Origin of the sequence: Sphingomonas sp. Leaf257, assembly GCF_001422185.1 — a bacterium.
Lineage (GTDB): Bacteria > Pseudomonadota > Alphaproteobacteria > Sphingomonadales > Sphingomonadaceae > Sphingomonas > Sphingomonas yabuuchiae.
On the sequence record NZ_LMMH01000013.1, the window covers coordinates 24834 to 43355 of the forward strand.

21 protein-coding genes and 1 pseudogene are annotated in these 18522 nt (G+C 61.8%); 7 read left to right on the top strand and 15 right to left on the bottom strand.

The window, feature by feature from the left end; translation table 11 throughout:
• From virB10 to ASF14_RS09915, 13 genes are all read right to left on the bottom strand, one after another.
• Entirely contained in the window at positions 1-1290 is a 1290-nt protein-coding gene (gene virB10, locus ASF14_RS09855) for a type IV secretion system protein VirB10 (RefSeq protein ID WP_017980854.1), read from the bottom strand.
• A 1-nt stretch (position 1291) separates the two neighbouring features.
• On the bottom strand, positions 1292-2299 hold the full coding sequence (locus ASF14_RS09860; RefSeq protein WP_017980855.1) for a TrbG/VirB9 family P-type conjugative transfer protein: 1008 nt from the start codon (positions 2297-2299) through the stop codon (positions 1292-1294).
• 1 nt (position 2300) lies between these two features.
• A complete protein-coding gene (locus ASF14_RS09865) occupies positions 2301-2978 on the bottom strand; it encodes a virB8 family protein (protein WP_017980856.1) in 678 nt (225 codons plus the stop codon).
• Positions 2979-3421: 443 nt separating this feature from the next.
• Positions 3422-4471: a type IV secretion system protein gene (locus ASF14_RS09870; protein ID WP_017980857.1), complete on the bottom strand. Its 1050-nt coding sequence runs from the start codon at positions 4469-4471 to the stop codon at positions 3422-3424.
• Positions 4472-4524: 53 nt separating this feature from the next.
• The gene (locus ASF14_RS09875) at positions 4525-4761 is read right to left on the bottom strand and encodes an EexN family lipoprotein (RefSeq protein WP_020486680.1); all 237 of its coding nucleotides are present in this window, start codon (positions 4759-4761) and stop codon (positions 4525-4527) included.
• A 3-nt stretch (positions 4762-4764) separates the two neighbouring features.
• On the bottom strand, positions 4765-5487 hold the full coding sequence (locus ASF14_RS09880; protein WP_017980858.1) for a type IV secretion system protein: 723 nt from the start codon (positions 5485-5487) through the stop codon (positions 4765-4767).
• Between the two features lies 1 nt (position 5488).
• The gene (locus tag ASF14_RS09885) at positions 5489-7855 is read right to left on the bottom strand and encodes a VirB4 family type IV secretion/conjugal transfer ATPase (RefSeq protein ID WP_017980859.1); all 2367 of its coding nucleotides are present in this window, start codon (positions 7853-7855) and stop codon (positions 5489-5491) included.
• Positions 7848-8180, bottom strand: coding sequence for a type IV secretion system protein VirB3 (locus tag ASF14_RS09890; protein WP_017980860.1), 333 nt, complete (start codon positions 8178-8180; stop codon positions 7848-7850). The genes ASF14_RS09885 and ASF14_RS09890 overlap by 8 nt, the downstream gene beginning before the upstream one ends.
• 1 nt (position 8181) lies before the next feature.
• Positions 8182-8505, bottom strand: a complete 324-nt coding sequence (locus ASF14_RS09895; protein ID WP_017980861.1) for a TrbC/VirB2 family protein — start codon at positions 8503-8505, stop codon at positions 8182-8184.
• A 20-nt stretch (positions 8506-8525) separates the two neighbouring features.
• Positions 8526-10049 (bottom strand): LPD7 domain-containing protein, encoded by a 1524-nt coding sequence (locus ASF14_RS09900; RefSeq protein WP_017980862.1) that lies wholly within the window; start codon positions 10047-10049, stop codon positions 8526-8528.
• Entirely contained in the window at positions 10046-10648 is a 603-nt protein-coding gene (locus tag ASF14_RS09905; protein WP_017980863.1) for a lytic transglycosylase domain-containing protein, read from the bottom strand. The genes ASF14_RS09900 and ASF14_RS09905 overlap by 4 nt, the downstream gene beginning before the upstream one ends.
• Positions 10645-10998 carry a hypothetical protein gene (locus ASF14_RS09910; protein ID WP_017980864.1) on the bottom strand — a complete coding sequence of 118 codons (354 nt, stop codon included), beginning with the start codon at positions 10996-10998 and terminating at the stop codon, positions 10645-10647. The genes ASF14_RS09905 and ASF14_RS09910 overlap by 4 nt, the downstream gene beginning before the upstream one ends.
• A complete protein-coding gene (locus tag ASF14_RS09915; RefSeq protein ID WP_236697011.1) occupies positions 10995-11735 on the bottom strand; it encodes a muramidase in 741 nt (246 codons plus the stop codon). The genes ASF14_RS09910 and ASF14_RS09915 overlap by 4 nt, the downstream gene beginning before the upstream one ends.
• A 309-nt stretch (positions 11736-12044) precedes the next feature.
• Here ASF14_RS09915 and ASF14_RS22240 point away from each other — a divergent pair, with 309 nt between their 5' ends.
• Positions 12045-12686 (top strand): helix-turn-helix domain-containing protein, encoded by a 642-nt coding sequence (locus tag ASF14_RS22240; RefSeq protein WP_026151881.1) that lies wholly within the window; start codon positions 12045-12047, stop codon positions 12684-12686.
• Here ASF14_RS22240 and ASF14_RS22535 read toward each other — a convergent pair.
• Positions 12675-12815: pseudogene (locus ASF14_RS22535) on the bottom strand (hypothetical protein); the annotation flags it as partial. The gene ASF14_RS22240 and the pseudogene ASF14_RS22535 sit on opposite strands and share 12 nt — an antisense overlap.
• 152 nt (positions 12816-12967) lie before the next feature.
• Positions 12968-13240 carry a helix-turn-helix domain-containing protein gene (locus ASF14_RS09925; protein WP_017980866.1) on the bottom strand — a complete coding sequence of 91 codons (273 nt, stop codon included), beginning with the start codon at positions 13238-13240 and terminating at the stop codon, positions 12968-12970.
• A 187-nt stretch (positions 13241-13427) separates the two neighbouring features.
• On the opposite strand from ASF14_RS09925, the gene ASF14_RS09930 reads away from it, so the two are divergent.
• The 6 genes from ASF14_RS09930 (at position 13428) to ASF14_RS09960 (ending at position 18502) form a co-directional block, all read left to right on the top strand.
• Positions 13428-13832, top strand: coding sequence for a hypothetical protein (locus ASF14_RS09930; protein WP_020486682.1), 405 nt, complete (start codon positions 13428-13430; stop codon positions 13830-13832).
• Positions 13833-13959: 127 nt separating this feature from the next.
• Complete coding sequence (locus ASF14_RS09935; RefSeq protein ID WP_017980869.1) at positions 13960-14820, top strand: replication initiator protein A; 861 nt, start codon at positions 13960-13962, stop codon at positions 14818-14820.
• Between the two features lie 446 nt (positions 14821-15266).
• Entirely contained in the window at positions 15267-16310 is a 1044-nt protein-coding gene (locus ASF14_RS09940; RefSeq protein ID WP_017980870.1) for a hypothetical protein, read from the top strand.
• Between the two features lie 294 nt (positions 16311-16604).
• Positions 16605-17471, top strand: coding sequence for a DUF7146 domain-containing protein (locus ASF14_RS09950; protein WP_017980872.1), 867 nt, complete (start codon positions 16605-16607; stop codon positions 17469-17471).
• Between the two features lie 44 nt (positions 17472-17515).
• On the top strand, positions 17516-18118 hold the full coding sequence (locus tag ASF14_RS09955) for a hypothetical protein (protein WP_021233334.1): 603 nt from the start codon (positions 17516-17518) through the stop codon (positions 18116-18118).
• A gap of 51 nt (positions 18119-18169) precedes the next feature.
• Positions 18170-18502, top strand: coding sequence for a single-stranded DNA-binding protein (locus ASF14_RS09960; RefSeq protein WP_020486683.1), 333 nt, complete (start codon positions 18170-18172; stop codon positions 18500-18502).
• Positions 18503-18522 lie beyond the last annotated feature (20 nt).

Sequence of the window (18522 nt, forward strand, 5' to 3'; positions counted from 1 at the left end):
TCAGCGCCTCAGTCGCACGTCATAGACGGACCGGAAATCGAAATCCTTGGCGACGAAGATTGCAGCCGTATCGCCCTGATTCTTCTTCAGGATCGGCTTGATCTGCATGGTTTGGTTGAGGACCGTCTGTGCAGTATTGCCCGGAACCTGTGTCGAGTAGGTGCCTTCGCCGGCGACGGCGCGACTGGCGATGTTCGACGCATCTTCCAGCACCGAGATCACAAGCCCCATGCCGAAGCGCGCCCAAAACTGCGTATCGACGCCTCCCGGCAGGCCGGCGCGGCCAAGGCTATCAGCCGCAGGCGATCCCAAGTCGATCGCCACACCGCGCGGCGTGAGTGCGCGCGTCCATAGGACGAACAAGCGAGCCTGCCCCTGTGTGATGCCGCCCGAATATTGCCCCAGCACCTTCGTCCCTTTGTCGAGCAGGACGATGCGACCATTTTCCGAATAGACGTCATGATTGATGACGCAGTTCACGAAGCCCGCCTGCGTCGAGTTGATGGCCGTCTGCAGAGTGCAGGGTATGACCGTGCCAGCGCTCAACAGAAGGCTCCGATCGGGGATCACGCTCGCCCGTACTGTCTGGATCGCCGCATGGTTGAGCTGATCGCTGAAATCGGTCGATCCCTTACCCGACGGGCCGGCATCATCATTCTGCCCGAAGCCGCTGGCCCCGAAGTTGCGCGGGCCGCCTGGCTGGCCTTGCCCTTGGCCCTGCCCATCGCCTTGAGGCTGGCCATTCCCTTGCGGTTGCTCGGCCGAGACGAGGCTTGTCCCCGGTGATCCGGCGGATGCGATACCCGTGCTGCCGAACGCCATGATCGGCGATCGGCGCGCAGCATCCGCCATCGAGCGTGCCTGTTCGGCTCGCTTCTGCTCTGGCGTCTCCTGACCATTCGCCGACACCGGCGCCGGATTCCCGTTCGCATCGGTAGCCTGGTTAGGCGTCGCCGCGATCGGGCGGCCGAACATATCGGTTTGCGGGGCATTGGGTTGGCCGAGCTGGCCGGCGAGCTGCGCGCGCTGCGCGTTCGGTGATCCCATCACATCGGCCACGGCCCGATCGCTGGCTTTTGCCGGCTGCTCGGCGGGCTTTGCGGAGCCGGAATGGTGGAATGCACCATAGCCGATCGCAATGCCGCCCATGGTGCCGATCAGTGCGAGGCCGGCGCCGAGGAAAGCGATATTTCCCCAACCGCCGCTGCGCGCAATGGGGCTGCTCTGCTCGCTGGGGGGGACGGTATCGGCGCCGACTTCGCCGCCGCGGTCAATGAGGTTATCGGCCATCTTACTGCCCCTTCACTTTACGTTCGACGATGTTGGAGACGGTCCCCGTCCGATCGCCGCGATCGTTGCGAGGGGGCGCTTCATTGTAGATGCACAGCACCACGTTGCCGCGACGGAGCCGAAGCTGCCGATAGACCGCATGGATCACGACAAAATCCTCGCGCACGTCGTAGGGAACGATCGTCTCGGTCCCGTCCACGTCAACGGCAAAAATTGAAGGTATGTCGGCGTGGCCTGGGTAGCGCAGCACCGTGAACTCGCCATTGTCGGAGATCTCGGTGGGCTGGAGCGAGGAGTCGCCCTGCACCGTGTAATTCATGTTTCGCGTTCCTTCGATCACGGCATGATCGAGCGCGGCTGTGGTGATGTTGTTTTCGACCGCGCGCGCGGCCTGTACCTCGGCGAGCTGGGTCTGAAGCGTCGCCATAGCTCGCTCCTCGCGCGGGTAATGGAACCGGATGCCATACATTGCCTCGCCGGCGCCGAGAGTGAGATTGAAATGATAGGTGCGCGGCGCGCCGTTGACGTTGGTGACGACGATCAGGTTGGTTCCGCCAGCCTTCTCGCGCGGCTTGAGGAACACGATGTTGCCGACGGGCGCGATTTGCCATGAGATCGTGTCGCCCAACGCCGCCTGCGTCACGGTTTCATTGGGGCCGAACTGGATTTCGATCGCATGGCGAAAACTGCCCACGATCGTCACGACCTGATCGGGATCGTAGTTGACGTTGCGGACCCGCGCATCCTTTGGGCCAGGAACGGGCGTCTCGGATGCGATAGCCGGATGCGGAGCGAGCGTGACGGCCACGGCCCCAACGACCGAGAAGACGACGAGCCGGTGCCACACCGCCCCGACACCACGCCAGAAACGGCTTTTGGCGCCGCTATCCGTCACCACCAGCTTGCTTGCCGGAGGCGAGAGGCGCTCGCCCAGCTTCTTGCGGAGCGCGGGGAGGAAGGGGATCACGACGCGATCGGCGCCGTCCATGGTCTTCGGCTGTTCGGTCATGTCACGCCTCCGGGTCAGAGCGATAATTCACGACCTGGAAGCCGAGAGGATTCAGGTTGCGATCCTTCTCATGCTCGGGGGCCGTGGTGAACTTGAAGGTCATGATCGCGTTCCAGTTCTGCGCGACCGGCGTGTTCTGCCCCATCGTGATGATCTTCGTGTAGCGGACTTGCGCCACGGTCGGGCTCAGGAAGCTGATCGTGCGGATTGCGATCGAGACGAAGCCTTTGTCGCCGTAGATGTTCGACGGGGCATTGCTGTTGCCAGATTGAACGCCGTTGAGATAACGGCCGCCTTCAGCCTGGTCGCTCATTAGCATCACCGTATAGGCGTTCTCACGAGCTGCATCGTTCAACCAGCCCTCGCGCAGCCGCACATATTGCGAAATGAAATAGCGATTGACCGCATCGTCGTAGGTGCGGGGCTGAGGCCCCTTGAGGGCCGTCACGATCTCTGCCTCGCCCGAGGTCTTATCAACCCGGATCACATAGGGCTGTACGGTCTTGAGAGGTGTGAGCATGACGACAGCCGCCACAGACGCGACCGCGAGCGCACATGCCCCTCCCGCGACGGTCCACGCCACGCGCCGGGACTGGATCGCCGCGCGCATTCGGTCGTATTCCCACGTCCTCGCGCTTTCGAGGTATTTTTCCTTATCTTCTGCCTTCACCGTAGCCATGGCGTCGATCCCTTCGTCAGCAGGGGAGGTAGGACAGCGCAACGGCCCGCTGGGACGTCCCCGGCGCTGACGGTAGAGTGTTCATGGCGCCTCGCTTCGGAGGCGTGGCGGGTTCCTGGCCGGCGTCGGGGGCTGATGCTGGCGGCGCCGGCAGCGGCGCCGGGCCGGGGACATCAGGTGCGGGCGAGGCTGCCGGTGGAGCCACCATGGACTGTCCGCCTCCACCTTGCGATGCGGGCAGCGGGACAGGGAGTGTCGGCAGAATCGTGCCGTAGAGATTGGCGGGGCGGCGATGCTTGCCGTCGCATACCGGAGCGGGCTTGATGTGAGTCCCGGTGCATCCGCTAAGTGCGAGGGCACCTAACGCCACGATAGTCAGCCTTTTCATAGAATCTCCGTCCGTCTTTTCCGCGATGTTCCCAAGGTTCATGAGTGGAGAGCGGTCAGCCGCCCCCGGAAGCAGATCGAGCGACGGAGCCGCCAGTCGCGGGGGCTCCACCAGCGCGGGGCGTGTTCGCGGCCAAGCGTCGGAACATCAGGCGATTGGCCGCCATGTTCATGCCGGTTTGCAGGAAGCCATGGCCACCCGAGGACGCTCCGCCCGCGATGCCCGAAGCGATCGAAGGCGCTTGGAAGAAGAAGATCGTGCCGACGATGTAAATCGCGCAGCACGCGACGGTCGCCACAATCATCAGGTCGGTGTTGAGGACCGCGTAGGTATCCTCCATCTGGACAAAGTTGGACGCATCGCCGATCGACCCCATGATGCCGTCCATGGAGGCTTCCTGAAGGCCGGTGATGAACTTCGTCATGATCGCCATGACGACCATCAGGAGGATGTAATTCGCGGTCTGTTTGAGCCAGCCATCAAAGAGCCAGCGCGAGGAGTTGAATAAGAGGCAGGCGAGCGCGAGCGGCGCGAGCGCAACGCAGATCGACACAGCCAGCTTCGCGAAGATGACGATGCAGAACCCGACGGCGGCCGACAGGAAGGCGAACACATAGAGGACGCCGATGCAACCATAGGTCACAAGCGCGGACTGCAACTGGATCAGCGGCGTGCGGAAATCGGTGATTCCCTGTGAAGGCATCTGCTGGATGGTCGCGTTCGCCTGTTCCATCCGCGACGCCAATTTGCCGGTATCGGAGACGTAGGTATCGAAAGTGGTGCCGGGGTTAGTGACAGGCGTTCCCGATCCCGCCGAAATGATGTCGGACGGGAGCTGCGTGGCGACGTTCACGACGAGCGCCGAGTAGCCGACGGCGCTGGCTGCTGCTATCGCGAAGCCGACCTTGCCGGCTTGGAATACCAGCTCGCGCAAGGGGGCCTGGATTGCGCCGCGAAGAACCGCGAAACCCAGAAGCAGGAAGTAGATTGTCGCGGCGACGCCGAGTGGCGCAGCCACGAAGCTGACAAGACCGGACCCGAAGCTCGCCACGGCCGATGTAATTGCGCTTTCTACATAGCCATACATGGTCGTGAAAAGGACCATGAGATTGGGCGAACTTCCTGCCATCGGTTTATACCTTGTTCAAAGTGGCTGGATCATTTCGAGTTGATCTTTTGCATGGCGATCGAGCGCCGCGCTTCTCGCGTCGTGAAACAAAGATTATCCTTCTGATCGGCAGGGAGATTGCTGTATTCCCCGCTGTCACATTTCGTTTTCCATTCCGCGAGAAGCTGCGGATTCTTTATCAGCTCGTCCGTTGTCGGGACCGCAGGGGGTTGTTGTTGACAGCCGGCAGCGGCCAGGGCGAAGCACAAGACGAGCAGCTTTCGCATGGGTTACTTCCTGAGAGTGTTGGCGTCGTAGAATGAGGCCGCATTGCGGGCAGCCGAGGTTTGCGCCGTCGCGATCGCAAGGTTCGCGTGTCCAAACTGAGCCGTCTGGATCGCCTGCAACTTCAGCATGTCGTTCTGGAGCTGCGCCTGCTCGACCGAGATACGGGCGTTCAGGTCCATCACGTCCTTGGGGTCTTTGGCGCTCGACAGTTGCTCGCGGAGCTGATCGAGGAGCTGCATCCGCTGCTGCGTCACGTTCAACGTGTTCTCGCCGAAGGCGGCCGTAGCAGCGGCAGAGCCGGTCGCATCCTTGAGCGCCTGGTTGTAGGCGGTGTCCGCGTCCGACCCGGAGGACGAAATCGTGTAGCGGGACTGGATGCTGCTGGCGAGCGAGCCCAGCGAGCCGATCTTGGTCAGATCGCCGCCTAACAGCGTTTGTGCGTCGATGGTCGTGTTTGGCAGGAGGTTGCGCGTCTGAGAATTGAAGAGACTCGATGCGATGCTGTTCACGTTCGTCAGCTTTTGCAGCGAGTTGAGCGTGTTGGTGGCGGTCGAGATTTGCTGCTCGCCCTGTTCGATCATCTTGATCGTGTTCTGAACGGTCGCGAGGGCTTGTATGTAGCCCGTGGAATCGAAAACCGGGATACCCTGCGCCGAGGCCGGGGCGGCGGTCGCAGCGAGCGCCAAGGGCGCCGCTGCGAACATGATGATGTGCTTGAGCGACATATCAGCTTCTCCTTTCATGTGCGTAGAAGAGCGGCAGCCACGCCGCAGGATCGTTGCCCGCTCGGGCAATGGCATCTTCCATGACCGCCAGAGTTTCGGCGCGGCCAGAAAGCACGGATAATTCATCGCCCATTCCGCCGAGATCGAGCTTCGCAACGATGGACGTGTGGCCCTGCTTGACGAGGAAGCAGCGGCTCTCCGGTGTCAGATCCTCGCGGATCAGGCGGTATTCCGCTTCCGTTAGGCCCAAACCGTCGCAATAGTCGGATTTCTTGGCATCGGAATTGGGCAGGAGGATCTTCGTCGCGGTCTGTTCGATGATCGAATGCGCAATCGGCGAGCGCAGGGCGTCAGCCGGGGATTGGGTGCCGAAGACCATGAACGCATTGCGCTTGCGGAAGGTCTTGAGACCGTCCTGTGCGAAGGCCCGGAAAGCGTCGTCCTGTAATGCCTTCCAGAACTCGTCGATGTCCACCACGACACGCTGGCCGTCCAGCAGCTCGTCGACCCGATGGAAAAGGTAGAGCATCATCGGCGTGCGGATTTCCGGGTTTTCGAGGAAGTCCGTCATGTCAAAACCGACGAAGCGGGCCGCCAGCGACACTTCATCGACCGGGCCATCGAACGCCCAGCCCAATGGGCCGCCCGAACACCAGCGTTCGAGCCGCGCACCGATGCCCTCCGCGTCCGAGTAGCTTAGCAACTCACGCAGATCGTGGAATGATCGCTTCTCGGCAGGGAGCTTCATCACCGCATCAAGGCCATCGTCGATCAGCTTCTCTTCGCCGACCGTGAGCGGCCGCCCTTCGCGCCGCACCAGCACGCGGATGAACTGGCGGAGAAACGCCATGTTTTCGTGTGTCGGCGAGAGACCCTTCAACGGGGCAAAACCCGTCGGTTCGCCGTTCCTCAAGGCCAGATAGGTGCCGCCACAGGCACGCACGAAGATCTCCGCGCCCCGGTCCTTGTCGAAAAAGACCTGCTTGGCCCCTGTCTTTTCAAGCTGTGCTTGCAGGAAGTTTTGCAGCACCGTCTTGCCTGCGCCGGTGGGGCCGATGATAAGCGTGTGGCCGATGTCCTGCCGGTGGAAATTAAACCAGAAGGACGAGCCGGCGCGCGTCTTGAGAAGCGTCACCGCCTCGCCCCAATGGTTCCCCGACTTGCGACCCGCAGGGAAGGTGTAGAACGGGCTGAGGGCTGCGAAATTGCGGCTGTTGATGACCGCAGGCCGCGCCCGCATTTTGAAATTGCCGGGAAGCTGCGCCCAAAACGCCGCTTCCAGCGCCACGTCCTCGCGGGCCATCACCATGCCGGTATCGGCCGCGGCGGAACGCGCAATGGAGAGTCGATCGAGCAGGCGCCGCTTGTCATCGTCCATCACCGCGATCGACAAATGATGCTCGCCCAGGACGAAGCGGTTCGCCATCAGATCATCGACGCCATCCAGCAGCTCCATGGCCTGACTGACGCCGGCATCGTCGGACGACACCATTTGCTTGTATTTTTTCGTGAAGCGCTCGCTCGCCACGGACTTTACCAGCGGCGCGAAGCTCTGCGTCAGCACGAACGGGAAATCGAGCGTCAGCAGGCTATTGAACTGCCCCGTCCGCGTCGTGGCGACATATTCGCGGACGCCGAACATACCGAGCCAGTGCGACTTGTCGGGGAGCCGAATTTCAGCGGCCTCGCGCCCGAAGATCACCCGCGACGTATAGAGGGCCTGCCCGAGCCGCCCGTTCAACAGCGGCACGCGGATGCGGTCGCCGGTCAGGATGAAGTGCAGCACCTCCATGGGTTGCGAGAAAAGGTTGCCGTTATGCTCGTAGAGCGAGAGCGGCGTCGGGCTTGTGTCCGCCAGCAGCGATTCAAAATCGCGGCATTTGTCTGCCATGATCGCGAGAGCGCGATCGTCAATCTCCGCACCGGGTTGGCGCTTGGCGAAAAGGCGTGTCACCTGGTCGCCGGCCATGTTCGAGGGCCGCACGATGATCGTGACGTAAAACTCGTTGTGGTAGAGAACCTTTTCCTTCAGCCGCTCCGCGTAACGCTCCTGTAGCGTGCGGGCGAAATCGGAATGGAACTCGCCTTCAAGGATAGGGTCCGTCGCCGTGCGGACGAGGTGCGTCCAGAGGGCAACCCGATCGTCACCGATCGAGCGCCACGCGATGTTGAGCTTGTTATGCCATGTGTTGAGATCGGCGATGTCGCTCGTCTCGAACGGCCGCCCGTCGACGCGATACATCCGCATGAGTGAGCCGTCTTCCAGCGCGACGATCGTGTCATCGACATGCCGCGTGTAGGGGATGAATTTGATGTCATCCGCTTCGCGAAGGGCGACCTGTTTGTGCTTCAGGGTGAATTTAGCCATTGCCGAATTGCTTCCGCTTCACGCCTTGGGACAGGCGGACGGGAGAGTAGCTCCCGCCCCCCCAGAATTTGCGGTTTTTGGAGAGAAATACGGTCTGAAACCAAAGGCCCCACAGCCGAAACGCATTGTAGTCGTAGTGGACTATCATGCGGGCCGGGAAGTAGAGCGCTCCGAACATGGCCAGGGGGAAGAAGGGATTGTGCATGATCCCCCAAAAAACCATGCAGACCATGATGATCGGCAGGATCGCCTCCAGCGGCAATCCCATGAACACCGATGGCCTGGTCAGGGCGAGAAAGACCTTATCCTCGGCCAGCTTGTCCATGTTAGCTGCCCGATCCGCCCATCCAGCCCACGATGGTCGCGGCCGAGAAGATGATGCCGATCCCGATCAGCACGGTGACGGCCCGCCCCCAATCCATGCGGCCGGTCAGCTTTGCATAGCCGACGGCCATCACGGCGATGATGCCGACCACGGACGCGATCGTGGTCATCCATGTCTTGATGGTCGTAAGGCCGCTCTCGATGGCGGTGCCGTCCGCAAGGGCCGGCTGCGCGATCGAGATGAGGGCCAGGGCGCCGGCGAAGCCGACGAGTTGGCGGGCGCGGCGATCGGACATCATCCGGCCCAACTTCGATGTGAATTTCATACGGTACTCCATGGCTGGAATTACCTCTCCAATGTTGGGGAGGACTGGACCGGCTCTATTCGCCGAACGGGAGCCGGTTCGCGGACCGACACATCAAGGCCGCGCCGAAGCACGTCCGAGATCATCTGCCGACTGTCACGGGTCTCCGACGCAACCTGCATCGCATCCCCTTTGAAGACCTCGGCGATATGCTGTTCCATGGCCGCCTGCGCCTGGAGCGCGTTGGCAAGGCGCGGTTCGGCCGCGATCGTGTCGGCAGCACCGTGGAGAAATAAGTCAGCCAGTTCCTCGCTATCGCGATGCCGCTTGGCCTCTTCTGATCGCTGGCGCTCCTCGCGAACGACCTGGGCGTCCCGCTCGGGCTGGGGCTGGCGATCCTGATCGCGTGTCGAACGCGCGACCGCCCGCTCCTCCTGAGCCCCATAGATCTGATCGACCAGCGCCGATGCCGTCTCGCGGACCGCGCGCGCACGCGGATCGCCGCTCGTCTCCAGCTCCCGGATTCCCCGCTCGAACACGCGCTCGACGATCGCCCGCTCGTCGAGCGCGGCCCTCTCGCCGGCTTCGCGAGCTGCGGCCGGAGAAGGTCTGCGCTGGGCGCTCGCATCGACTTCCGGGGAGCCGACGGCGCCATCGCTTTCCGATGCGGCGCTCGCGACCGTTTCCATGGCCTGCACGGCCCGCTCGGCGGTTTGGGCGGCGTTGGCCGGCGCTCCACGCGTCGCCGCTTCCTGCCTGCGCTCCTCTTCCCGGCTCCGCAGGCCCGCCATCCGCTCGGCTTCGGCGAACGACGGCTCGTAACCTTTGACCGTCAAACCGGCGCGGGAGCCGGCCTCCCATACCGCCTTGGTAAACTCGGGCGTCCCATGAACGTCAATCGTTTCCCAGCCATTATGCTGCGCGAGTCTGACCAGCGCAGCTATCGTTTCGGGATCTTCGTCGCGGGCGATGATCCGGTCATCGATGATTTCGAGCGACGGGTTCAACCGATCCCCGGCAAAGAACACGCCGAGGCGTCGATTGCCACCATCGGGGGATTCGACAACCCGCATGGAGTACCGCTTCGCCATATCGGGCGGGATCTCGAACGTGGACCGTTCGGGAGCGGCCTGCGCAAGCGCCGATTGGATGGACGCGCTTTGGGCGAGGCTTTCGGCAAGGTCTTTGCCGTGATCGGCCCCATGTTCGGCAATCACCACATCGGGAGCGCCTTCCGAACCGGGCCGGCTCAGCGCTGACATTTGCTCGGGCAGGCGAACGCCGCCCTGTCCGTCTATATGCGTGCCGACGCCCAGAGCCTCTTTGGCTTCCGGCGCCCTCGATTCCACCAGACGCTTGAAATCCGGGTCCGCCACCAGCTTCCGGGCGCGATCTTCGGCGAGCGGATCGCGGCTGTTGCCCGTGGTGGCAATCAAAGTCGCATCCTTCCCAGCATAGATCGCGACTTGCTCTTGGTCGCGATAGTCGGCGCTGGGAGAAAAGCTGCTGACCACGAGCCGCGTATCGGCGCGCGTGCTGGGCGCGATGGAATTGGTCTCGCTCATTTGAAGACCTCGATATCGTTGGAAGCAATTTGGCCGACCACCCAGCTATCGCGATCGTTCGCTGGCCCGTTATTCGAGGCCGGCGTGTCGCTCGCGGGCGTGGAAGGAACGGGGAGAGCTGGCGGCGCCTGGACGGAACCCAGCGCGGCCGCGGCCGACCACACGCGGCCGACATAGCCGTTGCGAAATCCCCGCGTCAGCGTTCCGGTATTGTAGAGCGAATAGGTCGCGGAGATCGCATCGAGGCCCGTGTAATGCCGGGTTGCCAGACCATAGCCTTCTTGCAGCACAGCGGAAGCGAGCCGCAGATTGGTGCAAGGATCGAACACCTCTTCGACCGAGACCCCGAGGCGCGCGAAATTGGCCGAATTGACCTGGGCCAAGCCGACATCGACGGTGTAGCCAGCAGCGACATAGCGACGGACGATCGCTGCGCCTTCAGCGACGGAGCCGGCACGAACGCGCGGCCCCTTGTTGACGTTGATCTTGAGGGAGTCGCCGCTACTCTCCGTCATGACGAGCGGCACAACCGCTTCGGTCGCGATTTCCGGCGCGCATTGCTGCGCCAGCGTGGCAATGGCGGCGACCGCGTAGATCATTGCTGTGTCACCGTCTGGTATCGCGTGTCGAGCGCGTAGCTCGACACGGCACCGTCTGACTGCGTGACCGTCAGATTATAGCCGTGCTTCACCTTCTTGGTGCGAATGCCGACGCCCGTGCATGTCGGGAACGAGCCGCCCATGGCGAGGACATTCCAGAGCTTCGTGATAGGCGGGACGCACTGCGCATATTTCGTGGGGGAGCCGGGGGTGGCGAGGCAGAGAACCACCTGGCAACCCCAATCCGACGCATAGGCCGGTTGCGGCGCGGCGACCGCCACAATCCCAGCGCCGCACAAGGAAAGCGCCCCCGAGGCGCCCCCCAGCTTGTTCAACAATCGCCCGATCATGAACCACCTCCATGAGATACGCGCCACTCTTCCGCCGCGAATACGTCCCATCGGGGCGGCGCTTTCTCGGTGGGTTGCAGGGCCGACACGGGCGCGGAGGGCGCATCGGTTCCAGAGATTGCAGATGGACGGCGAACGTCGGCACTGGCGACATTGACGATCCAGTCCTCGTCCTCTTCGACGGGCCGGATGCGGTCGATGACCTGTCCAGGGCGCGCGAACGCGATATGCCAATGATTGGAGTGACCCCGATCCCCCGGCCCAAGCAGCTCTATGAGCCGGATGCCGCTTTGCCCCATAAGGGCGCGGATTTGGTCGCGCGTGATCGAGTTGACGCCGGCAGCAGGGACGAAATCCACGGCTTGCCCGAATTTGTGCCAGCTATAACGCGCCCCGTATGTCGCGTTCATGGGCCTGATTGTGTCGGTGATGCGGGCGGCAAACGCCCGCCGTAGCAGCGCTGTTACCCCCGATACCGTAGCCGTGGTGGGGATGGAGGCCCGTTGCGAACCATCATCGACCTGCGCCAGCGCGCACGGGTCGAACACGGATGCCGGAGTGATGCCGTATGTCGCGAAGTCCCGGCCCTTGATCGCAAGCGGTCCGGCATCGAAGTCCGCGCCGAGCGCAAGCAGATCACGCACTGTCGCTTCTGCGTCGGCCTCATTGTCGGGCTGACGGGTCAGCGAGGCGCCCGTGTGAACGATGATCGCGTAGGGCGGTGCCGGGGTGGTCACGGCAGCGCCCAACCCTGCTGCGCAGAGCTGAATCGCCTTTGCCGTAAGCACCGCTGGAAGCATGAACGCCTGCTCCGTCAGATACAGTCCATAAAAAATAGTGGACGATACTGACGATCATGGCAACACTCAATCGCATCCGGGGAATTGGATTTTGAGCCGTTACGAAGGTGTGTTCATCTCCCCTCCCCTCGTTCACCATGTTGCCGAGACAGCAAGCCTAGCATAGAAAACATGGCTTTTAGGGGAGCCGGAGCCTTTGGGCTGACGGCCCCTTTCGGTGAGGCGTATCGCGCAAAGGGCAGAAGATTGAGAACAACCGTCGCTTTCCTTGCGGAAACACCCGGTTCGGCGACCCTGGAAGATCAAAAGGCGGTCCTAAGCCCTGATGACATCGTTGTGGAGGCGGGGAAAAAGAGTTTCAACCAGCTCGGCGAACTGCTCGCACGCAACGGCATCAAGCTCGCCTCTGGAGATCGGATCAAGGTCTTCGACCTATCATGCCTGGCGCTTTCAACGAACATGCTCATTCGCGTGCTGGCTAAGACGTTGCGTGCCGGCATCAGCGTTGAGATCGTGTCACAAAAGCTTGTCATCGAACCCGGTGCGACAAGCGAGATGCACGTTTTGCTTGATACCCTGGACGGCCATTACAGGCATATCCATGGTATCAAGACCCACCCGGCAGACACCGCGCCCCAGGGTCGCAAACGCCTTCTCGATCCCGACAAACTTCCCGAGATAAGGGCAAAGCTCGACAAGCCGGGAGCGACCGCGACCGACGTGGCGCAGGAGCTAGGAGTCGCGAGATCCACGCTTTTCAACTACCTCGAACGATACGACAGGGAGCGGCGCATCAGTCGGGGCAAGAAGGTTGTAAAGGGGGGTGTTGAGGGCCGCGGCGATGATGCTCATGTCCCGAAGCGTGATGCGGATAAAAGACCCGTTTAGCATATTCTGGATACGCTTGGCCGGGATTGCGCTACGCTCGGCCAGTTCTTCAGTCGAAATCCCGGTCTCATTAAGCAACACTTTCACACGATCCCCGAATCGGGACCGCAAAACGACGCCTTTAGCCACACAAACTCCCTCGGTTCCCCCCCGATAGGCCCCTGTGGTTCGGTCGCGACCTCTTCTTCCGTGGCGTCTCGTGAGGTGGCGCCGATTGATCTATGTGTGTCTAATTCATGTCGCGACCGCAGTGCAATGATATTCCGTCGCAATAAGTATGTTCATTTTGGAGGGTTTTTGGCGCTTTCCTCGTCACATGGGCGGATCATATCCCATGCCTCAGCGCCTACGGCTTCCGCCAGCTTGACCATCATGTCGAGGGTAGGATTGGCTCTTCCGCGCTCGATGAAGGAAATATATGCAGCCGTGATGCCGGTCTGCTCGAACAGTTGCGCTTGCGTATAGCCGAGCGAGAGTCGGCGTTCCTTCAGCCGCTTCCCGAAAAGCTGCGCAGCAGGTGTTCCAACCTCCTCCAGTTGGAGATACTTCGGCATCCAAAAGGTCTCTATCGGTGCGACATCACGGCCGATTGGCCGTGTTCTCAATGCTACAGCTTATATCGGGAACGGTTCGTCGCGCGAGAAAAATTAATTTACAGCATCGCGTGCGGGAGCGTTTGACAGAATCGTCATTCGCTCATTAATTGGACTCATGGCACGCCCGCGCACCAAGACTCGGAGAATGACCGTAAAGGAGCTTGTCCGGCAACAGCGGGGCGAGCTTTATGCGACAGGGCACCAGAATCTCAACATGGCGCTGCCTTCGGGGCTGATCGACGAGATCGACACCTTGAAGAAGCGGTATCGGCTGCGCTCTCGCGATGCCGTCGTCGCCCGGATCATCCGCAAGTGCATGGCGACCGTCAGTCCCGACGACTTCGTGCAGCGTGCGGCCGATGGCGATGCGACGCTGCGCCGCATTTCGCCGATCGTCGCGAACGAACTGGCTGACTATGTGCAGCAGGTTCAACGCCGCTTTCGGAATATGCCTTATGGCCCTGTCTTCGAAATGATTTTCGCCGAGATTGGCAGCGACCTTTCCAACCCTGCTGTCCAGCTTGAACTCATCCAAGGCGGTGAGCAGTGATGGTGAGCCGCTCGGCCTCGATCGCGGCCGAGCGCGTGCAGTTAGAGTCGGCCGGAATGGTTCTCGAAAGCACGAAGATCGCCTCCCCGTTCGTGCTTTCGGGGACCATTAGAAAGGCGGCGCCGGCATGACGACGCTCCCTACGACTCAGGGCGAGCTTTTCAGCCTTGATAGCCCGTTGCTCACCGAGGTCCGCGGCGAGCGATCATTGATGGCCTATCCATTCTTTGCGCTGACTAAAACGGCGTGGATGAAGCCGCTGGCCTATAGGACGGACGCCGTTTCCATCGAGATTGGGCCGGGTCCGCGCGGTGTCGCGACTATCTACGACAAGGAAGTCCTGCTTTATATTGCGAGTCTGCTTGTAGCAAAGCTCGACTCGGGCGAGAAAGTCTCGCAGGACTTCTACTTTACCGCGCACGACCTGTTTCGCGTAACCGGGGTCAACAGCTCAGCCCGATCCTACGCCCGCCTATCGGACGCGCTTGAGCGTCTGCAAGGCACGCAGATCAAGACCAACATCGAGGCTGGTGGCGAGGGCGAGGCGGGTTTCTTCTCCTGGCTCTCCGAAGCGCGGTTGACCTATACCAAGACGCGCACCGGCGATCGGCGTCTCAAGGCGGTCCGCGTCCGGCTCTGCGACTGGCTCTATCGCGCGATCTTGCGTGACCGGGAAGTTCTCGATTACTCGCCGAATTACTTTCAGATCGGGCCTGTTGAACGCCGTCTTTATGAAGTCGCGCGCGCTTCGTGCGCAAATGGCGCTATTGACGTCGATATCGAAGACCTACGTCTGCAAATTGGGTATCAAAATCCCGTAAAGAATTTTCGCCATGCTTTGAAGGGCATAGCGGAAGAGGACTCTATACCCGATTATCGCATCGTATTAGGTGATAATACCAACGAGGACGTTAAGAGAAAGCGCGGCCCTCGCGCCGGCTCCGCCAAGGTGACGATCATCCCGAGGACCACCGCACCCCCATGCTGATCGCGGTGCGCCTGGCTAGTGATTCGGTCAAACCCGATAGCCGCGCACAGAATGGTTCTCGAAAGCACGAACAAACGGTTCTCGAAAGCACGAAGGGGGCGCCTTTCGGTTTCCGAAAGCACGAGTTTTTGTGCCTTCGGTTCTCGAAAGCACGAGTTTCCGATGCTTCCGCGCTCCCGCGCGGGCTGTCATTCATTGTCATGAAATTGCGGGGCCGAAGGGCGGCCCCCGCCAATCCAAGGGGTATGTGGGCCGTGAGCACATAAACGAATGCCCGGCACGAAGGCCGGGCACCCGATGAACTAGGAGCATCGTCGCCAAACGATGCCAAGGGCCATCAGACAGCCCCTCTCCTAGAGCATTTCGAGCGCAGGCTCAAGGGATGCGCGATTCGCGCCACGCATCTGCTTTGTTCGCTGACGGCCCCTTGCACGAGGGGACGAACGATGGACTTTACCCTGCGACAATCGACGGTGCCGGCTGACTCCGTGGTGGACGAGCTGCGCGCCGAAGGGATTTCCTACGAAGACATTCGCACCGCACTGGACTTGCAGGCTACCCAGCGGCAGTCCGGCGTGCCGGTTCTGCCCCTGCGCGTGATATGTGGGCTTGAGCAGCACAAGAGCACCAGCAGCAATGTCCTCCTCAACGCGACCCGCGCGATCGTCGGCACCCCCAAGGGGGGGCGGCCGACTGGCGGGCTCCACATCACGCGCCGCAAAATATGGGCGAACAGCGTCCGGACCGAAAGCGCCGAGGAGGCCGACTTCGCCCAGCGCCTCGGGAACGATCTTCGCAAGCGGCTCTATGTCGCCGGCGAGCTGACCTTCAACCTTGGTCGCAAGCTGGCGAGCGAAGCCCGCGCTGGCCTGCGTACCCTTACGGAGAGGGAGGAGGCCCTGGTTCAATTCACGCAGTCGTGTCAGCGCGTCCTCACGGCCATGCTGCGGCGTGAGCAGGGCCGAAAAGGCTGGCTGACCCCCGATTATGAGGCGATCATGTCGTGGACCGGCCTCTCGCGTTCGACCGTGCATCGCTCGCTCGGCATCCTGAAGGCGATCGGCCTGGTCGACTGGATCAGGCGCTTCATCTACTCGCGTGACGACACGAACGGCGCGCGCTCCGAGCAGACCTCCAACCTTTATCGCTTCGCGCTTCCCCAATGGCTGGCGAAGCTGATCGGCCTTCACGTCCCCATCCCTGACGACGAGGAGGTGCGCCGCGAAACCGTTCTGGAGGATCATGCGGCGATGCTCGCCAATACGTCGGGCGGCGAACGGCGTCGGCTGATGCCTGAAGATCCCAAGGCCCGCACCGACCTCGCCAATGCCGCCTTCCGGCTCGATCAGCGTCAACGTCTCGAACTCGCAGCCCGTGAGTGTCAGAAAAACACTGCTCCTCTTAGGAAGTCTATATATTCTAAGAAGGGAGAAGCGGAATCGGCCTGGACGGCCGATACGTTTAGCCCTGACGGGCCCCGCCTAGCCTAACCGCATCGCCAAAACCGCAACCTCACCGACTGGATCAACTGTCGGACCGTCGCCTGCGGCGCCGGAATGCTCCCCAGCGGGAGCAAGCGGCTTGACCTGCGCTCAAATGGCGACCGTCGTGGCTCCCGATCGTCGAAATCGGGATCGAAGGCGACGAGATCGCGCGTTTGATAGGCCAGAGGGAAATACTGGCGCTCAATTTCGCGCTCGGACGCGCCTCGGCGGATCGCCATCCCATCACCCGTCGGCGAAAAATCTCTGTCCATTTTCGTCCTATATTGTTATTTGGACACCATGACGCACACGCCGGAAACAGCAGCGCGTAAGATCGTCGCGGACCTGAAGGGCACATGGCATCGCAAGCATGGCATGGTCCGGTGCCCCGCGCACGCTGACAAGACGGCTTCGCTGTCCGTCACGCCGGGCCGCAAGGCAGTCCTTTTCCATTGTTTCGCCGGCTGCACCCAGGACGAGATCATCTCGGCGCTGCGCGACCAGCGTATCAATCCGGCGATCGACGCGCCCAGCTCGGCGCCGGAAGCCCCCGCGCGCGACCTCACTCCGCTCGCCGAGGATATTTGGACCCGCGCCATGCCGATCGCCGGCACCCCGGCCCAGCTCTACGCGGACGGGCGCGGCATCGGCCACACCACGATCGCCCGATATTCGCCAAGCGTCATGACCTATGAGCGAGGCCGCAGATTGCTCCTGCCGGCGCTGCTCGTACCGATGCACGAGGGCCGGAGATTTCGGGCGCTCCTGCGCATATTCATCGATCGCGATGGCCAGAAGGCCCGCGCCCTGGAGGAGCCCAAGCGCACGCTCGCCGACCCGCGCGGCAGTGTCGTCCAGATCGGCGCCCCGCCCGATGATACGATGAACCTGGCCGAAGGCTATGAGGACGCCGAATCCGCGATCGTGCTCAACGACCTTTCCGGCTGCGCGGCCGTGTGCGGCGTCGAACGCTATCGCGAGATCTACATTCCCGACCATGTGCGTCGCATCGTGATTTACTCGCAGCACGGAAAGGCCGCGGCCGAGGGGATCGAGCGCGGCCGGGAAAACCTCACCCGCAATGGCCGATCGGTGGTCATCGTCCCCCCTCCCCCCCGTTGCGACTGGAACGACGCCTTGATGGCGAAGCTGGCTGCCCGCGCTTGAGAGCGCGGGCGCTTCTCGGCGGCTTCGCGATACTCGTGGCCGTTATGCTTTGGCACCGGCCTTCGGCCGATCACCGTGCCCCACGGCCGAACGATCCGACCGGCTGCGCCGCGACAGGAGCGACGCAATTTTGTGATGCCGTCGCCGGCTTCTCAAAATCGCTCCGCAGTCCGATCTTGCCCTTCAATCGCGCGAGCATCCTTCCGCCCCCCGAAGTCACCGGCGCCGTCGATCCGGCCATCAATCAGGCCAATATCGACGCCACGATTTGCCGGCCCGGATATGCGAAAGCGGCGCGGCCTCCCTATTCGATCACCGGGCCGATGAAGCGCCGCCTTATGGATCAGCAGCATCCTGGCGAAAGCATGGCTAACTATGAGCTTGACCACCTGATCCCCATTTCCATCGGCGGCGCTCCGCTCGACATGAAGGATTTGTGGCTGCAACCGCGTCTCGGGCAGGCGAACGCGGCGGACAAGAACGTCCTGGCGTATGTGCTTTGGCGGTTGGTCTGCACGCATCAGGTGCCACTCGAAACCGCGCAACAGGCAATTAGCCGGGATTGGACGAAGGCGTATCAGACCTACGCAACGCCGGAAAACATCGCGAAATACCATTTCCGTCATGATGAACAGCGAGCGGATTAGCTCAATTATTTCCCGTTTTCTTCGTGTCATTTGTTGAAGGAGGAGAAGACTATGCCGAGGAACATCGCAGAATTTCGGGTTATCGGGAATGTGGGCAATAAGCGCGAGCGCGACAAGGTGACGTATGTAAGCGTCGGCGCGACCTACAATCGCCGGGATGGTGAGGAGTGGAAGAGCGAGACGCTCTGGAATAGCGTGGTGTGCTTCTCAAATGTCGCCCAGCAGGCCGCAAATGCGGAGAAGGGAGACCTGGTGCATGTGACGGGCCGCGTGCGCGAAAGCAGCCATGGTGAGCCCGACAATCTGCAATATCGGACGGAATTGATCGCCGATACCTTCTCGATCCTGGCAAAGTCCGACAAGCAGGATCAGGATCAGCAATAAGATGCAAGGGCGGGGGCGGC

Coding starts and splice junctions, on each gene's coding strand:
- ASF14_RS09860 (WP_017980855.1), bottom strand. CDS start 2,299: ATGACCGAACAGCCGAAGACCATGGACGGCGCCGATCGCGTCGTGATC.
- virB10 (WP_017980854.1), bottom strand. CDS start 1,290: ATGGCCGATAACCTCATTGACCGCGGCGGCGAAGTCGGCGCCGATACC.
- ASF14_RS09910 (WP_017980864.1), bottom strand. CDS start 10,998: ATGATCGGGCGATTGTTGAACAAGCTGGGGGGCGCCTCGGGGGCGCTT.
- ASF14_RS09865 (WP_017980856.1), bottom strand. CDS start 2,978: ATGGCTACGGTGAAGGCAGAAGATAAGGAAAAATACCTCGAAAGCGCG.
- ASF14_RS09925 (WP_017980866.1), bottom strand. CDS start 13,240: ATGCCGAAGTATCTCCAACTGGAGGAGGTTGGAACACCTGCTGCGCAG.
- ASF14_RS09960 (WP_020486683.1), top strand. CDS start 18,170: ATGCCGAGGAACATCGCAGAATTTCGGGTTATCGGGAATGTGGGCAAT.
- ASF14_RS09885 (WP_017980859.1), bottom strand. CDS start 7,855: ATGGCTAAATTCACCCTGAAGCACAAACAGGTCGCCCTTCGCGAAGCG.
- ASF14_RS09890 (WP_017980860.1), bottom strand. CDS start 8,180: ATGGACAAGCTGGCCGAGGATAAGGTCTTTCTCGCCCTGACCAGGCCA.
- ASF14_RS09905 (WP_017980863.1), bottom strand. CDS start 10,648: ATGATCTACGCGGTCGCCGCCATTGCCACGCTGGCGCAGCAATGCGCG.
- ASF14_RS09870 (WP_017980857.1), bottom strand. CDS start 4,471: ATGGTCCTTTTCACGACCATGTATGGCTATGTAGAAAGCGCAATTACA.
- ASF14_RS09930 (WP_020486682.1), top strand. CDS start 13,428: ATGACCGTAAAGGAGCTTGTCCGGCAACAGCGGGGCGAGCTTTATGCG.
- ASF14_RS09955 (WP_021233334.1), top strand. CDS start 17,516: ATGCTTTGGCACCGGCCTTCGGCCGATCACCGTGCCCCACGGCCGAAC.
- ASF14_RS09900 (WP_017980862.1), bottom strand. CDS start 10,049: ATGAGCGAGACCAATTCCATCGCGCCCAGCACGCGCGCCGATACGCGG.
- ASF14_RS09895 (WP_017980861.1), bottom strand. CDS start 8,505: ATGAAATTCACATCGAAGTTGGGCCGGATGATGTCCGATCGCCGCGCC.
- ASF14_RS09940 (WP_017980870.1), top strand. CDS start 15,267: ATGGACTTTACCCTGCGACAATCGACGGTGCCGGCTGACTCCGTGGTG.
- ASF14_RS09875 (WP_020486680.1), bottom strand. CDS start 4,761: ATGCGAAAGCTGCTCGTCTTGTGCTTCGCCCTGGCCGCTGCCGGCTGT.
- ASF14_RS09935 (WP_017980869.1), top strand. CDS start 13,960: ATGACGACGCTCCCTACGACTCAGGGCGAGCTTTTCAGCCTTGATAGC.
- ASF14_RS09950 (WP_017980872.1), top strand. CDS start 16,605: ATGACGCACACGCCGGAAACAGCAGCGCGTAAGATCGTCGCGGACCTG.
- ASF14_RS09880 (WP_017980858.1), bottom strand. CDS start 5,487: ATGTCGCTCAAGCACATCATCATGTTCGCAGCGGCGCCCTTGGCGCTC.